15 protein-coding genes, 1 tRNA gene and 2 pseudogenes are annotated in these 14,233 nt (G+C 68.2%); 4 read left to right on the top strand and 14 right to left on the bottom strand.

Annotated elements, in window-relative coordinates:
• Positions 1-4: 4 nt before the first annotated feature.
• The 3 genes from BR31_RS0100085 to BR31_RS0100075 form a co-directional block, all read right to left on the bottom strand.
• A tRNA-Ala gene (locus tag BR31_RS0100085) sits at positions 5-77 on the bottom strand.
• Positions 78-235: 158 nt separating this feature from the next.
• Complete coding sequence (locus BR31_RS0100080) at positions 236-976, bottom strand: DsbA family protein (RefSeq protein ID WP_027499134.1); 741 nt, start codon at positions 974-976, stop codon at positions 236-238.
• Between the two features lie 36 nt (positions 977-1,012).
• Positions 1,013-1,501: a MauE/DoxX family redox-associated membrane protein gene (locus BR31_RS0100075; RefSeq protein ID WP_027499133.1), complete on the bottom strand. Its 489-nt coding sequence runs from the start codon at positions 1,499-1,501 to the stop codon at positions 1,013-1,015.
• A gap of 36 nt (positions 1,502-1,537) precedes the next feature.
• Between BR31_RS0100075 and BR31_RS32060 the strand changes: the two genes are divergently transcribed.
• Entirely contained in the window at positions 1,538-2,281 is a 744-nt protein-coding gene (locus BR31_RS32060) for a VIT1/CCC1 transporter family protein (RefSeq protein ID WP_027499132.1), read from the top strand.
• Here the strand turns inward: BR31_RS32060 and BR31_RS27025 are convergent.
• The 6 genes and pseudogenes from BR31_RS27025 to BR31_RS0100040 form a co-directional block, all read right to left on the bottom strand.
• Positions 2,267-3,463: pseudogene (locus BR31_RS27025) on the bottom strand (MFS transporter); the annotation flags it as partial. The gene BR31_RS32060 and the pseudogene BR31_RS27025 overlap by 15 nt on opposite strands.
• 34 nt (positions 3,464-3,497) lie before the next feature.
• Positions 3,498-5,141: a phosphoglucomutase (alpha-D-glucose-1,6-bisphosphate-dependent) gene (gene pgm, locus BR31_RS0100060; RefSeq protein ID WP_027499131.1), complete on the bottom strand. Its 1,644-nt coding sequence runs from the start codon at positions 5,139-5,141 to the stop codon at positions 3,498-3,500.
• A gap of 140 nt (positions 5,142-5,281) precedes the next feature.
• Positions 5,282-5,647 (bottom strand): fluoride efflux transporter CrcB, encoded by a 366-nt coding sequence (gene crcB / locus BR31_RS0100055; protein WP_027499130.1) that lies wholly within the window; start codon positions 5,645-5,647, stop codon positions 5,282-5,284.
• Positions 5,644-5,982, bottom strand: a complete 339-nt coding sequence (locus BR31_RS0100050; RefSeq protein ID WP_027499129.1) for a DUF190 domain-containing protein — start codon at positions 5,980-5,982, stop codon at positions 5,644-5,646. The genes crcB (BR31_RS0100055) and BR31_RS0100050 overlap by 4 nt, the downstream gene beginning before the upstream one ends.
• Before the next feature lies 1 nt (position 5,983).
• Positions 5,984-6,388: a fluoride efflux transporter CrcB gene (gene crcB / locus BR31_RS0100045; protein WP_027499128.1), complete on the bottom strand. Its 405-nt coding sequence runs from the start codon at positions 6,386-6,388 to the stop codon at positions 5,984-5,986.
• Positions 6,389-6,397: 9 nt separating this feature from the next.
• On the bottom strand, positions 6,398-7,033 hold the full coding sequence (locus tag BR31_RS0100040; protein ID WP_156042318.1) for an LON peptidase substrate-binding domain-containing protein: 636 nt from the start codon (positions 7,031-7,033) through the stop codon (positions 6,398-6,400).
• Between the two features lie 201 nt (positions 7,034-7,234).
• Between BR31_RS0100040 and BR31_RS0100035 the strand changes: the two genes are divergently transcribed.
• From BR31_RS0100035 to BR31_RS27020, 3 genes are all read left to right on the top strand, one after another.
• Complete coding sequence (locus BR31_RS0100035; protein WP_037175129.1) at positions 7,235-8,437, top strand: lipase family protein; 1,203 nt, start codon at positions 7,235-7,237, stop codon at positions 8,435-8,437.
• A gap of 74 nt (positions 8,438-8,511) precedes the next feature.
• The gene (locus BR31_RS31340; RefSeq protein ID WP_051636840.1) at positions 8,512-8,772 is read left to right on the top strand and encodes a hypothetical protein; all 261 of its coding nucleotides are present in this window, start codon (positions 8,512-8,514) and stop codon (positions 8,770-8,772) included.
• Between the two features lie 57 nt (positions 8,773-8,829).
• Positions 8,830-9,483 (top strand): alpha/beta hydrolase family protein, encoded by a 654-nt coding sequence (locus BR31_RS27020; protein WP_051636839.1) that lies wholly within the window; start codon positions 8,830-8,832, stop codon positions 9,481-9,483.
• 401 nt (positions 9,484-9,884) lie between these two features.
• Here BR31_RS27020 and BR31_RS0100025 read toward each other — a convergent pair whose 3' ends face one another.
• The 5 genes and pseudogenes from BR31_RS0100025 to BR31_RS31765 all read right to left on the bottom strand — a co-directional run.
• Positions 9,885-11,324: a DUF1254 domain-containing protein gene (locus BR31_RS0100025; RefSeq protein WP_081830246.1), complete on the bottom strand. Its 1,440-nt coding sequence runs from the start codon at positions 11,322-11,324 to the stop codon at positions 9,885-9,887.
• A gap of 514 nt (positions 11,325-11,838) precedes the next feature.
• Positions 11,839-12,126 carry an endonuclease VII domain-containing protein gene (locus BR31_RS31770; protein ID WP_197023534.1) on the bottom strand — a complete coding sequence of 96 codons (288 nt, stop codon included), beginning with the start codon at positions 12,124-12,126 and terminating at the stop codon, positions 11,839-11,841.
• A gap of 384 nt (positions 12,127-12,510) precedes the next feature.
• Entirely contained in the window at positions 12,511-13,257 is a 747-nt protein-coding gene (locus BR31_RS0100015; protein WP_156042316.1) for a hypothetical protein, read from the bottom strand.
• Positions 13,258-13,543: 286 nt separating this feature from the next.
• Positions 13,544-13,981: a hypothetical protein gene (locus BR31_RS0100010; protein ID WP_027499123.1), complete on the bottom strand. Its 438-nt coding sequence runs from the start codon at positions 13,979-13,981 to the stop codon at positions 13,544-13,546.
• Between the two features lie 67 nt (positions 13,982-14,048).
• Positions 14,049-14,233: pseudogene (locus BR31_RS31765) on the bottom strand (hypothetical protein); the annotation flags it as partial.

Genomic DNA, 14,233 nt, shown 5'->3' with positions numbered 1-14,233 from the left:
TGGGTGGAGCTAAGGGGACTCGAACCCCTGACCCCCACACTGCCAGTGTGGTGCGCTACCAGCTGCGCCATAGCCCCGTATTCGGTTGTTTCTCCGCACCGGAGTGCGTGCTCCTCCGTGCTCGAAGAAAGTTACACCATTGCCACTCCGGCCAACAAATTGCCTGGTCAAAGCCTACTCTGATGGAGCGAGGGGCGGGCGACCCGCTAGCGTCGCCCGCCCCTCGAGACCCGAGTCAGTTCAGCTCGGCGACCCAGTTCGGGTTGCCGAGGGCATCGATCATGGTGCCGTTCGCGATCACCGTCGGCGTGCCCGCCGCACCGCTGGCCGCGAGCGCCTCACGGCCCTTCTGCGCCGCCGCGGCGGCCTCGTTCACCTTGGCGCCGTCCGAGATGCACGCCACCGCGGCGTCGTTGGCGCCGGAGTCCTTGGCGATCTGGGCCAGGTCTGCATTGGAGTGATCCGAGGAGCCGTTCTCCGCGGGCTGGTTCTCGGGCGAGAACAGCGCCGCGTGGAACTTCGAGTACGCGACCGCGTCGCCGCTCTCCGCCACGCACATCGACGCGGCCACCGCGCGGGTCGAGTAGTCACCGCTGGCCGAGAGCCGGTTGAGGAAGTCGAGGATGTGGTACCGCACCGCGAGCTTGCCCTCGTCGACCTTCTGCGCGACCTCCTGGCCGTTCGTGTTCTCCAGCTCGGCGCAGTACGGGCACATCGGATCCTCGAAGACGTCGATCGTGGTGGTCGCCTCCGGCTGACCGATCCGCACGGCGCCGTTCTCCACCACCGCCACCTGGACGGCCGAGTTCGACACGGCCCCATAGCCCTCGTTGCGCGGCTTGCTGCGGTTGCTCTGCCAGATCACCCCGCCGATCACGACGGCGGCGATCACCAGGACCGCCAACCCTCCGAGGATGTACGTCGACCGACTCGACGTCGGCTGCAGAGAGGTGACGGGCTTGTTCTTCGCATTCACAGATGCAGTCCTTCGCTCCGAGATTCAAATGTGGCTTTACTCTGCCATCTCATGCTGAGCGGGCACTGAGAGTGCGGGCCTCGACCCGGGACCGAGCGCGAACGGGCTACGCGGGAACACGGTCAGCCACCCGGCCAGCGCGAGGAACCCGACGTCACGGGCTATCTCGCGGGCATAGTCCCAGCCGTCGACATCCGCGGCGCCGCCTCCGCCGAAGCACCCGCAGTCGATGGACAGCCCCCTGGCCCACACCGAGGCGATCACCCCGATCAGCACCACCAACAGCAGTGCCGACACGATCGCCGCGAGACGGACCCCGAGGCCGATCAGCAGCAGCAGGCCGAGCGCGATCTCGAGGAACGGCAGCGTGTTCGCCATCGGCCGCACGAGCGACTCCGGCAGCAACTGGTAGGCGCGCACGGCGATCACCGTTCCCGCCGGGTCGGCGGCCTTGAGCACTCCCGAGATCAACCAGACGGCGGCGAGCCCGATCCTGGCGAACAAACTGACGATACGAATCCACACCCGGCCCACGGTACCGATCGGCGTAGATTCACCGATATGAGCGAGCCGCAGCCCGGCCCCGACGCCATTGGGAACGCGCTCCCCCATGAGTTCGATCACACCCATTCGAATGTGTCCGGCGGCTGGCTCCGGGCGGCGACGTTCGGGGCGATGGACGGCCTGGTCACCAACACCTCGCTGATCGCGGGTGTCGGCGGCGCGGGCGTCGACGCGCACACCGTCATCCTCAGCGGCGTCGCAGGCCTGGTGGCGGGCGCGTTCTCCATGGCCCTGGGCGAGTTCGCCTCGGTCTTCACCGCGAACGAGCAGATCGAGGCGGAGGTAAAGGTCGAGACCCGCTCGCAGGCCCACTATCCCGAGGCCGAGCAGGCCGAACTGGTCGAGACCTTCACCGCGATGGGGATGAGCGAGGCCACCGCTGCGACGGCGGCCGCCGAGGTACACGACGACTCCGCACACGCGGTGAACATCCATCTCACCCACGAGCTCGGCGTCAACCCGAGCGAGAAGCCCTCACCGCTGGTGGCCGCCGGTTCCTCCTTCTTGATGTTCTGTGTCGGCGCGATCATCCCGCTGATCCCGTACCTGCTCGGCTTCGAGTCGCTCGTCGCCGGGCTGGCCGTCGGCGGGATCGGCCTACTGATCGTCGGCGCGCTCGCGGCGAGCTTCACCGCCAAGTCGAAGGTCGGCGGTGCGATCCGGCAGCTCGCCTTCGGCGCGATCGCGGTCGCCGCCACCTACCTCGTCGGCGCGCTGATCGGCGTCGGCATCCCCGGTTGACGCCTGCGGGATCGTCCGGGGCGCGGCCACCCAGAACGCGATCGGGAGCAGCATCAGCGCGCCCGTGACCGCGAAGGCCACCCCGTAGGACAGGTACTGGGCCAGCAGCCCGGCGACCAGCGGACCGGCCACCACCCCGACGTCCGAGGCCATCTGGAACGTGGCCAGCACCGGACCGCCCCTGGCCTTGGAGCCGATCACGTCCGCGACCGCGGCCTGCTGGGCCGGGTTCATCAGCCCGGACCCCACCCCCGCGACCAGCGACAGCGCGAGGAACACCAGCAGGTTCTCGCTGTACCCGAGGAACATCGTCGCCCCGCCTGCAACCGCCAGCCCGGCAAGCACGAACGGCCGTCGGCCGCGCAGATCCGACAGGCGTCCCGCGGGGATCTGCACCAGCGCATTGCCGATCGCGTACACGGTCAGCGCCACGCCCGCCAGCGCAGTGCCCTCGCCGAGCGCCTCGACCACGAACAGGGGCACCATCGCGACCCGAACGCCGAACGACACCCAGCCGTTGGCGAAGTTCGACACCAGGGATGCGCGGTAGGTCGCCGAAGCCAGCGCCTCGCGCAGCGTCATCGTGACGACGTGGCCGCCCGAATCCGGTGCGGCCAGCGCGGACTCGCGCAGGCTCAGATACACCACCGCCGCCGCGATCAGCAGCGCCACCGCATAGATCAGGAACGGCGTCCGCAGCCCGAAGCCCGCGAGCGCACCCCCGACCAGCGGGCCACCGATGGTGCCGAACAGGAACGAGGTCGCGTACAGGCCCGACACCCGTCCGCGGATGCCAGGCGGTGTGATCCGGATCAGCAGTCCGAGTGCGGACACGGTGAACATGGTCGATCCGATGCCGCCGATCGCCCGGAACAGCAGCAGCTGCCAGTAGCCCTGCGCGAAGGCCACCGCGCCGGACGAGACCGCAACGATCAGCAGTCCGGTGAGATAGGTCGGACGCTCCCCCAGCCGCTGCACCAGCGCCCCACTCAGCGGCGCGAACAGCAGTCGCATCAGGGCGAACACGCTGATGACCGCCGTCGCGGCGGTGACCCCGACGTCGAAGCTACGGGCGAACTGGGGCAGCGCAGGAGCGACGATGCCGAACCCGAGGGCGATGACGAAACTGGCCGAGACCAGGACCCAGATCTCGCGTGGCAGCTTATTTGCGGTGGTGTGCATGATTGCCACCGATCCTAGCCAGCGGCGAAACGGCTCAGCCGTCAGCTCCCAGCGCCCGGGACACCAGCTCCCGCGCCTCGTCCTGCACCTGCGCGAGATGGTCCCTGCCCCTGAACGATTCGGCGTAGATCTTGTACTTGTCCTCGGTACCGGACGGCCGCGCGGCAAACCAGGCGTTCTCCGTGCAGACCTTGAGCCCGCCGAGCGCCGCACCGTTGCCGGGCGCCGCAGTCAGCGTCGCGGTGATCGGCTCGCCTGCCAACTCGGTCGCGGTGACCTGATCCGAGGACAACGCGGCAAGGGCGGCCTTCTGCTCACGGGTGGCCGGCGCGTCGACCCGTGCGTACTCGGGGTTGCCGTACCGCTGCGCGAGCTCGGCGTACCGCGCCGAGGGCGAGTGCCCCGTGACGGCGGTGATCTCGGAGGCCAACAGCGCCATGATGATGCCGTCCTTGTCCGTGGTCCACACCCGGCCGTCGGTGCGCAGGAACGACGCCCCCGCACTCTCCTCGCCACCGAAGCCCAGTTCCCCGGTCAGCAGGCCCGGCACGAACCACTTGAACCCGACCGGGACCTCCACCAACTCCCGGCCCAGACCCGCCACCACCCGATCGATCATCGACGAGCTCACCAGCGTCTTGCCGACCTTGGTGTCCGGCGCCCAGCCGGGCCGGTTCGCGTAGAGGTAGTCGATGGCCACCGCGAGATAGTGGTTCGGGTTCATCAACCCGCCGTCCGGAGTGACGATGCCGTGCCGGTCGGAGTCCGCGTCGTTGCCCGTGGCGATGTCGAACCGGTCCCGCGCGCCGATCAGCGAGGCCATCGCGTCCGGGGACGAACAGTCCATCCGGATCTTGCCGTCGGTGTCGAGGGTCATGAACCGCCATGTCGCATCCACCAGTGGGTTCACCACGGTCAGGTCGAGGCGGTGCCGCTCGGCGATCGCACCCCAGTAGTCGACGCTGGCCCCGCCGAGCGGATCGGCACCGATCCGGATGCCCGCCTCGCGGACGGCGTCGAGGTTGACGACGTTCGGCAGGTCGTCGAGGTAGGTGGCGAGGAAATCGTACGGACGGGCCGCGCCCGCGAGCGCCGCGGCGAGCGGGACCCTCTTGACCCCGGCCAGTCCTGCCGCGATCAGCTCGTTCGCGCGGGCCTCGATCGCCGAGGTGGCCGCGGCGTCCGCAGGCCCTCCATGCGGCGGGTTGTACTTGAAGCCGCCGTCGCGCGGCGGGTTGTGCGAGGGCGTCACCACGATGCCGTCTGCCCTCGCAGCCGGCCCGGAGGCGTTGTGCCGCAGGATCGCATGGCTCACCGCGGGGGTCGGAGTGTAGCGGCCGCCGGAATCGATCAGCACCACAACGTCATTGGCCGCGAGGACCTCGAGCGCGCTCGTCCAGGCGGGCTCGGAGAGCGCGTGGGTGTCGCGGCCGAGGAACAGCGGTCCGGTGATCGACTGACTCGCCCGGTACTCGGCGATGGCCTGCGTGGTGGCGAGGATGTGCGCCTCGTTGAAGGCGCCGTCCAGGCTGGATCCGCGGTGCCCGGAGGTGCCGAACGCGACCCGCTCGTCCGGGTTCTCAGGGTCCGGCATCCGGCTGTAGTAGGCCGTCACCAGCTGCGCGAGGTCCTCGAGATCCTGCGGCTGGGCGAGCGTGCCTGCTCGATCGTGCGCCACGGCGCGCCTCCTCGTTCGGTGATTGTCGGTCAGCGCCATTGGATCACGTCGAAAGTCTGACCAATCGCAGTGTCAGCACGGGAAGGAGCGCGGGTCATCGGCAACCTCTCGTCGGTCTGCAGCGGCACCGCGCCATTCGATCACGCGAACAGCGCGTGTGCCCCCGCAAATCCGATCGCCGCCGCCGCGATTCCCGCCGCGACGCTGACCAGGACGTTGGCGAGCGCGTACAGCCGCACCCCGTCTTCGACGAGCCGGACCGTCTCGTAACCGAAGGTGCTGTACGTCGTCAGGGCGCCGCAGAATCCGGTGCCAACCAGGGCCATCACGGGGCTGCCATGAGCGGCGGCACCGACCAGGGCGCCGAGGATCAGCGATCCGATCACGTTCACCGTGAGGGTGCCCCATGGGAACGCGCTGTCGGTGCGGGAACCGACGGCGCGGTCGAGCAGGAAGCGGACGGGCGCGCCGATCATGCCGCCGACCACGACCAGCACCACCGTCACGGTCGCTCCTCGGTGAAGTGCACCCGCTCGACACCCTCCAGGGTCACGGTGGCCTCGGTGAGCAGTTCACCGATGCCGTCCAGGAACTCCCGGATCCGCTCCTCGGTGTCCACCGCGACCACCAGCAGCGGCAGCCCGTCGGCCAGGTCGAGGAGCCGGGTGGTGTGGATGTGCGAGGACGCGCCGTATCCCTCGACACCCCGCCACACGCTCGCGCCGCCCAGCCCCGCGGCACGGGCACGCTTGACGATCTCCTGGTACTTCGGCTTGTGATGCCACAGGTCGTCCTGCCCGAGGATGATCGACAGCCGCATCTCCGTGCGCGAGTAAGACATGTCAGCTTCCTTTCCCGACGAAGGCACCGGTGACGAGCCGTGCGCCCCACACCCCCACCAGGACGGCGGTGAGCGCCGCGACCACCGTCCCGAAGAGATAGCCGAACGCGATCGGATAGCTGCCGGACGCGAGCAGTCCCCGCACCTCGACCGCATAGGTCGAGAAGGTGGTGAAGCCGCCGAGGACCCCGACCCCGAGGAACGGCCGCAGCAGCCGGTGCGCGGTCCAGACCTCGGTGATGAGCACCATCAGGATGCCGATCAGCAGGCAGCCGATCACGTTGGTGATCAGCGTCGCCCACGGGATCTCCCTGGTCGGCATCGCATGCGCGATGCCGTACCTCGCGAGCGCACCGATGCCACCGCCGAGCGCGACCACCGCGAGGAGCGATCCCTCACCACGCAAGTCGATCACCTACTCCGACAGCCTGAACCGCACCGCGGCGATCACGTCACCGAGGGCCTCGGCCAGGACCGTCAGCCGCTCCCCCGGCCCCGGCGCGGACAGCAGTCTCAGCCGATCCACCGCGACGAGCGGGAGACTGGCAGCGAGGGCGTAGACACGGTCGCCCATCTCGCCCGGCAGCTCGTCCAGTCTGGGGAATCCCGGCGCCGGGATGCCGCGCACCGCCGCGGACCGGCTCAGCAGCCCATCGAGTTCGTCCACCAGCGCGCCGACCTCGTCGATCGAGTCCGACCCGCAGTCCGTGCCCTCGTCGGGCCAGATATCCACGTCAGCCCGCGGGTAGGGATCGTCCGGCAGCCAGCGGCGGACCCGGATCCGGCTCTCACCGACGCATCCGAGCAGCAGTCGCCCGCCCGGCGCCTGCTCGAAGTCGACGATCCGCGCCACGGTCCCGACGTCGACGCGCTCGTCGCCGCCGCCCACCTCGTGGCCGCGGGCGATGAGAACAACGCCGAATCGCCGCCGGTCCGGGGACGAGGTCAGGTCGGCGACCATCTCGAGATAACGCGGCTCGAACACCTGCAACGGCAGCAGTTCACCCGGCAGCAGCACGGACCCGAGCGGGAACATCGGCAGAGCATCCACGGTCACAGCATGCCCCCGATCCGGATGTCGCGCCGATAACCGCGAAAGACCACGCCGATCTTCGCTAGTGTGAGCTACGTCATTGTGCGTAAGTGCTTGACGAACGGCGGTGAGCCACATGTTGCGGAGTGCGTCACTCTGGCACAGGGCCGCGCCCTTGGGCGCAAGTCCGGTGTCTGCCACCAGCCATCGGAGGTTTCGATGAGAATCACGCTCAGAGATTCCGCTACCGCTCTCCTCGCGGCACTGGCCCTGGCATTCCCGGCGGCGATCACCGCGCCGCCTGCGGCCGCGCAGACGCAGCCGCTGATGCCGGCGCCCGACCCCGACCCGTTCTACTGGGCGCCGCCGGACCTGGCCGCCAGACCGAACGGCGACATCCTCCGCAGCAGACCGGTCGACGTGTCCCGATTCGGGAATGCGGACGGCTGGCAGATCACCTATCGCTCCACCAACTCGTCGGGCCACCCGGTTGCCGCCGTGACGACCGTCCTCGTGCCGCGCGGCGGGGTGGATCGGCCACTGCTGTCCTACCAGGCGATCATCAACGCGCTCGGGACCCGCTGCGGACCGTCGCACACCTTGTTCAACGGGCAGCTCCAGGAGGCCCCGGTGGTGAACCTCGCGCTGATGCGGGGATGGGCGATCGCGCTGCCCGACCACCTCGGCCCGACCAGTGCGTACGGCGCCGCCAGGTTGGGAGGTCAGATCGTCCTCGACGGGATCCGGGCGGTGCAGCACCTGCCCGAGGCGAGGCTCGGGCACAGCCCCGTCGGACTCGCCGGCTACTCGGGCGGCGGGATGACCAGCGGCTGGGCCGGCGCGCTTGCACCGACCTACGCCCCCGAGCTCCCCATCGTCGGCGTCGCGGCAGGCGGCGTCCCGGCGAACCTGAGCGAGCTCGCGAACGGGCTGGGGACCGCGCCGCATCCGCTGTTCGGCCTCGGCTTCGCCGCCACCCTCGGCCTCGAACGCGAGTACCCGTCTTCGATCCCGTTGGCCAGCGGCCTCACCGGTGCGGGCCTGGCGCTGCGCGACCGGATCGCCAACGCCTGTTCCCAGGAGATCATCGACGCCGGGGCAAACCACAGCGCGGCGGAGGTGTCCGCCGATCCGGCCCGGATCAACGCGCCGATGGTGCGGGCGATCTTCGACGAGAACAGCCTGATGATGTACCCGGGAGTTCCCCGGGCTCCGGTGTTCGTCTGGCACGGCAGCGGCGATCAGCTGGCCCCGCTGGATTCGATCGCGGCGACCGTCGGCCGGTACTGCGGGGCCGGGGTGCCTGTTCAGTTCACCGTGTTCCCCGCAGACCACGGCCCGGCCAGCCTCGAGGGGCTACCGGGTGTCCTCGGTTGGCTCGACGGCAGGTTCGCCGGCCAGCCAGCGCCGAGTAACTGCTGAGGTCGGCGGCCCGCCCCCAGGTGAGCGATTCGTGGCTCCCCCGTTGACGACTCGGCGCTGATAGCGTCCGCTCAATGCACCTCGGTCGGTCGATGTCGGTGATCGTGTCCGGACTCATCGCGGTCGGTGTCTGCGCCCCCGCTGCTCGCGCAACGACTCCCCCGGCCGTCCCCGGTTCGATCGTGAATTCGTCCGTCCTTCCGAGCGAGGACCTGATCGACGGCGCGGCCGAGGGATACCTGGTGACCTACAACACGACCGGGCAGAACGGCAGGCCCGCCCTCAGCACCGGACAGGTCTTCGTTCCCGAGGGCACAGCGCCACCGGGAGGCTAGCCCGTCGTCTCCTGGTCGCACGGCACCACCGGGATCGGCGACCAGTGCGCACCCAGCGTGACCGGGAGCCTCACCACGACACAGCTGCTGCTCGACTACCTTCGCCGGGGATACGCCGTCGCCGCCACCGACTACATCGGCCTCGGCACACCCGGCCTCCATCAGTATCTGGCCGGTCGCGCCGAGGGGCAGGCCGCGATCGACATCGTTCGCGCCGGGCGCAACCTCCGCCCCGACATCTCGACGTCCTGGGTGTCGGTCGGACACTCCCAGGGCGGGCAGGCCGCGCTGTTCGCCGGCCTACACTCCGCCAGGCCGGACCTCGGGATACCCGGATACCTCACCGACTTCGGGGCGCGCGCAATGGCCTCGGCGGAGCTCGGATGCGGCGACGACCTCGGCATGCTGAGGGGGCGGTCGGTCGGTGCGCTGTTCGCCAGGCCGTTGCTCGATCCTGCCGTCGTCACCGCGCTCCAGGACTACATGGCCGTGCCGACCACCGGCTGGGACCGGCCGATCATGATCGTGCACGGTACCGACGACCTGACGGTCCCCATCCCGGTGAGCATCGCCCTGCAACTGCAGCTGGCCGCGGGCGGTGCCGACTCGCGGTTCATGGTCTATCCCGGCACGGACCACAGGAGCGTCGTACCCGCCGCGGACCGGGACACGACCGGTTTTCTCACCACCGCGCTCCCACCGCCGCGCTGACCACGGCCGCGAATCGGCAACGGCACCGAACATGGCGAGGCCCCGCAGTCGATCTCGACTGCGGGGCCCCTCAGCTGGCGTTGAGCGTGGTCACGCTCACGCAGAAAGCGAAGCGACGCCTGCGATGCCCGCGACCACCGCAACGACTGCCGACACCAAGGTCGCCCCTGCCGCGACCATGGTGAGATCCTCTGCTGTCGATCCCATGTGATCACTCCTTTTCGACCGTGAAGCGTTGCTTCGGTGTGACGCCACCTCGGCGCTGCTGCATTTCTATCCGAGCGAAAGCACCATCACCAAGCCCTGAACATGCTGAGGCGCAATGCATTACAAGATAGAAACCGCCCGGTAGCTTTTCGTAACCCAGCGTTACGCATCGGCAACACCACGGCGAGTCGCCGTCAGTCCAGTGGTTCGAACTCGCCCAGCCTCCAGGTCTGGTCGAACCATGGTTCGAGCGGACCGTACAGACGGAACAGCGGGAACCAGGACTTGCCGGGGAGTGTCTCGACCCAGTTGGACTCCCTCCCCTCCGGTGCGGTGGGGCCGAAGAACAGGTCGTGCGAGCCGTCGTCGTTGGCGACCAGTTGGCCGGAGTTGCTCGCCACGGCGGGCCAGATCGTCGACGGGACCTGGATCAGCGACCGGGTCTGCGTGTCGTAGACGTCCACGGACCAGAAGTTCTTCGCAGGCGGGTTCGGGTCCACGTGGAGCCGGTAGCTGCGGCCGCCGTCGAGTATCGCGCCTCGCGCGTCGTGCACCGTGTAGGCGTAGGCCGAGCCGGCGCCGGCCCTGGCGCGCGCCATCGCCGGGGTGATGACCGTGGCGATGTAGTGGAACTGGGTGCGGGCGTCGAGCAGCCGGGCGCCGTCGCGCAGGAACTCGTGGCTGCCCCCGACGAAGGCGTTGTTCCACGACCCGTACAGCGAGGCCTGCGGGTCCCGCGGCGCATAGGACAGCGCCCGCGCCATGCCGGCACCGATGCGTGCCGCCTTGTCGAGGATGCCGCGCATCCGTTCGTCCGGGTCGAACGGTCGCCCCTTGACGATCCCGATCGCGGCGAGCTGCCCGGCGCGTTCCGGATCGAGCGCCTCGGCCGGCTCCTCCTGGACGAGCTCGTCGATCTCGAAGAAGAACGACAGGTCGTTCGCGTGCACAGTGTTGAAGCTCTCCTCCACCCAGTTGATCCACTCGTTGGCGCCCGGGGAATCCGCCTCGCTCAGCGGGTAGATGCGCGTCTTCTTCATGTCGGGAACGCCACCGAGCGCGCGCAGGACCACCCAGTTCGTGTAGGTCGGGCTGCGGAGGACGAAGTAGCCGTCCGGCACCTCGCCCGCGTAGCCGGGCGGGAGGAAGAGGTAATTGCCGCCCAGACCGTGGTCGGGCCCCGGGATGCCCATGTCGGTGACGTAGCGGAACCAGAAGTCGTCAACGACGCACATCGAATTGGGTGGCGCCTCGATCACCGTCGGACCCCAGGCCTTCAGGTCGAGGAACGTGGTGCCGTAGGTGGTTTCGGTGTTCGGGGTCAGGGCGAACCCGCGCGAGTTGGCCCGCGGATCCGAATAGCCGATGGTGCGCGGGGAGTCGATGCCTGTTTCGCGGATACCGCGACGGAACGCGACCAGCGATGCGCCGGGCACGCAGTTGAGGAACACGTCGATCCCGCGGATCAGGTCCAGCGCGTCGTAGATCGTCGACACCGACTCGGGCAGCGGGACCCCGTCGAAGAAGTTCAGCTGCCCGAAGGGCGTGTCGACGGTGTCCGGCGAGGAGACGGACTCGATCGCGGCGAGCAGGTCGGCCGATGTCGACACGGATCCGGAATTGCCAATTGTCATTACGCAGCACCTCCAACGAGAACGCGGATGTTGTGCCGCCACGCTATGGGCTCGCTTCGGCTCGCCGCCTCATGCGATCGGGGTGAAGCTGACGAGGCCTGCGGGCGACCGTAGCTCGGCGGCCGGCCCACGCAGGCAAAAAGAACCCCGGTCAGGGTTCCCATCTCTGGGGCCTGACCGGGGCCTGAAGTGGAGCTGCCGGGAATCGAACCCGGGTCCTCCGCCGAATCGCTAGGGCTTCTCCACTGGAAGGCGACCTGCGAATTCGTGAACTCGAAACTGTGTGCACATGAACAGTCATATTGCCTGCACTGCAAAGGTCAACCGTTCAAGAACTCACTATCCCGTGCGTAGAAACCCAGCAGATGCCGAAGCGTTTACGTCCCGTAAACGTCCCCTCGGTGCGCGCCGCTGACTCGCCACGGACGAGCTCATCATCCCCGGCGAATAGCCCGCAACGACAAATAGCCCCCAACCATTCGGAATTTCCGAATGGTTGGGGGCTTTGGTCTATCTACGCCGCGTGACGTCGGAGATACTCAGCCGCTCGATCGGCTGACTCCGGATTATCGCGAAGGAACCCGAGTGCGGTATTGCAGTGCGAGCAGAGCAACTGTCGTACCGACCCTGAGGAGTGGTCATGGTCGACAACCAGCGCGGCTTCAACCCCGCAGATCGCACACTGCGAGTCCTGGTCTTTCACCATCTGGTCATACTCATCGCCACTGAGTCCGTACTTCAACCGAACCCTTTGCCGTCTCTTAGCCTCCGCGGTCGAGCGATTCCTACGGCGAACTGTCATGCATTCAGATCCACGATCGCCACGGCGCACCCGGATCTTGGTCGGTCCACACTCTGAGCACACTGCGGTCTTTGTGGTCGCATCGATATCCGTCAGTCGATGCTTCGGGGTGAATTCCAACATTGTCTGACATCCGTCACGACGCGACTTCTCGTAATGACGCCTGCACATTCCGCGCGCCAGACTGGGGCTTTTGCAGCCCCTCTCGATACACGTAGGCTTACCCATGTTCACCTCTCGCTAGGTGGGCCACGCCCCGGGACTGTTGACGCAGTCGCCGGGGTCTCTACGTCTCCGATTATAGCCCCATTAATCGCCGAAATCTGCTGGTAGAGATGCGATTTCACCCTCACGAAGAGGACGGGGGCTGTTTCGTGCCTAGCTTTAGGCAGGCGTCGCAGTGAGGTACGTGTTCGATGCGCCAGAGATGACGTCGCGGCCCGCGGTCGGGTTCGCCTCCACTGTGATCAGGTCACCGCTAGATATGGTGACCGGCGATGCCGTGGACACGGTGACACTCGTGACGCTGGTACCCGAGTCGACTGTGGCGAGTACCTCGGAGCCATTTCGGACGATCCTCGCTCGGAGCTGACGCGCCGTGTTGATCGCCACCTTGGCATCGAAGTAGTAATCGCCTGCCGTGGGTCGCAGCGCATTGCTCGAGATGACCGTGTCGGGATACCCGGACCGCACCACCCAAGTGGTGAGCAGAGTCCAGACGTTCGCGCCAATGGTCTGACTGGCGCCCGACTTGTCCATGCCCATCGGGACCTCATGGATTGCGGCCACTCCTGGCGTGGGCGCGGAGGCGGAAGCGGCGGCCTTCACCGCGGACACCGTCTCGTTGTCTGCGACAGCAGGAACCGGCGCGGCGGCCGATGCCGTGGCCGGAACCGCAGCGACGGGCGCCGAAGCGGCCACCCCAGGCGTCGGAGCCTGAGCCGCACTCGAGGCTGCCGGAGCGCCGACGTTGCTGCTGCCCGTGGTGGCGATACCAGGGACGGGGGCCTGCGCCGACGCCGCCGCGGACGGAGCAGCGATGGCCGCATCGCTCACCGGCGTTCCGGTCGAGCCGGCACCCGTCGCAGCTGGCACCGCGATGGTCGAGTCCGACGACAGAGTCGGATTCATCGACACCGCCGCAGCCGCAGCAGACGCCCCCACCGACGCAGACCCCGACACAACAGGATCAACAGCATCGACGGCAGCCGCCGCGGACGGGGCCACAATCGCATCAGGCTGAGACGACACTGCCGGCGCCTTCGCGGTCGCCGACGCGGACGCCTTCGGGGCAGACACGAACGCCGACCGGGTGCCATCGAAGACCAGGACTTCGCCCAGGTAGACCTTGAGGACGGGCTCCGTCCCGATGTAGATGGCCTCTACGGCGACGCCGCGAGAGAAGATGCCCGCCACATCAGGCGACCGTCACGGTGGCGACACCCGCAGCGTCCCACGTGATCGTCAGGGTGCCCGCCGTGGTCGACACGTCAGCGCCGAAGTCGACGTACGAGATCAGGGGGCGGGTGGCATCGGTGCCGGGGGTGGCGTCGTAGACGACCGCGTACCGGGCGGTGAGGGTGGAGCCAGCCCACGACACATCGCCGCCATCGAGGGCGATCACGTTGGTGCCGCCCGTGTAGGTGGCGGTCGCGCCGGTGAGGGTGACGCCGCCTGCGGTGTAGCCGGTGCCGGTGATCTCGTTGGTGACGCTGGACTTGTACTGGTGTGTGTCCTGGTCGGGAGAGTAGGCCGACGTGCACAGCATCACCTTGATGGTGTCGGTGTCCCAGTCGATTTCCTTGTTGAACGCGGACAGGAATGCCTTGCCGTAGTACTTCGAGGTGACAGCCATGGGGGCTCCTTAGAAATGCGAAAGCCCGCCGTGTCGGTACGGCGGGCTTGGAAGTTGAGGTTGGGGGTTAGTCGGGGACGACTAGGTACGCGGTTTCCGGGTCCGGGGTCACCAGCGCCGCGTAGTCAGACACGGTGATCCGCTGCGACCGGGAGATTCCGCCGCCGTTGCGTACGAACCCCTCCGTCGTAGCGGGCGGTGGTGCTGCGGCATCGATCAGCGGCCACAGCAGGACCGGCGTCGGCGAGTCGG

Origin of the sequence: Rhodococcus sp. UNC363MFTsu5.1 (assembly GCF_000686785.1) — a bacterium.
In the GTDB taxonomy this organism is placed as follows: domain Bacteria; phylum Actinomycetota; class Actinomycetes; order Mycobacteriales; family Mycobacteriaceae; genus Rhodococcus_G; species Rhodococcus_G maanshanensis.
This window is presented reverse-complemented; position numbering and strand designations above follow the sequence as displayed.

Excerpts from the sequence above, each read along its gene's own strand:
- BR31_RS32060 (WP_027499132.1), top strand. The coding sequence starts at position 1,538 with ATGAGCGAGCCGCAGCCCGGCCCCGACGCCATTGGGAACGCGCTCCCC.
- BR31_RS0100050 (WP_027499129.1), bottom strand. The coding sequence starts at position 5,982 with ATGTCTTACTCGCGCACGGAGATGCGGCTGTCGATCATCCTCGGGCAG.
- BR31_RS0100035 (WP_037175129.1), top strand. The coding sequence starts at position 7,235 with ATGAGAATCACGCTCAGAGATTCCGCTACCGCTCTCCTCGCGGCACTG.
- BR31_RS31340 (WP_051636840.1), top strand. The coding sequence starts at position 8,512 with ATGCACCTCGGTCGGTCGATGTCGGTGATCGTGTCCGGACTCATCGCG.
- BR31_RS0100025 (WP_081830246.1), bottom strand. The coding sequence starts at position 11,324 with ATGACAATTGGCAATTCCGGATCCGTGTCGACATCGGCCGACCTGCTC.
- BR31_RS31770 (WP_197023534.1), bottom strand. The coding sequence starts at position 12,126 with ATGACAGTTCGCCGTAGGAATCGCTCGACCGCGGAGGCTAAGAGACGG.
- BR31_RS0100015 (WP_156042316.1), bottom strand. The coding sequence starts at position 13,257 with ATGAATCCGACTCTGTCGTCGGACTCGACCATCGCGGTGCCAGCTGCG.
- BR31_RS0100010 (WP_027499123.1), bottom strand. The coding sequence starts at position 13,981 with ATGGCTGTCACCTCGAAGTACTACGGCAAGGCATTCCTGTCCGCGTTC.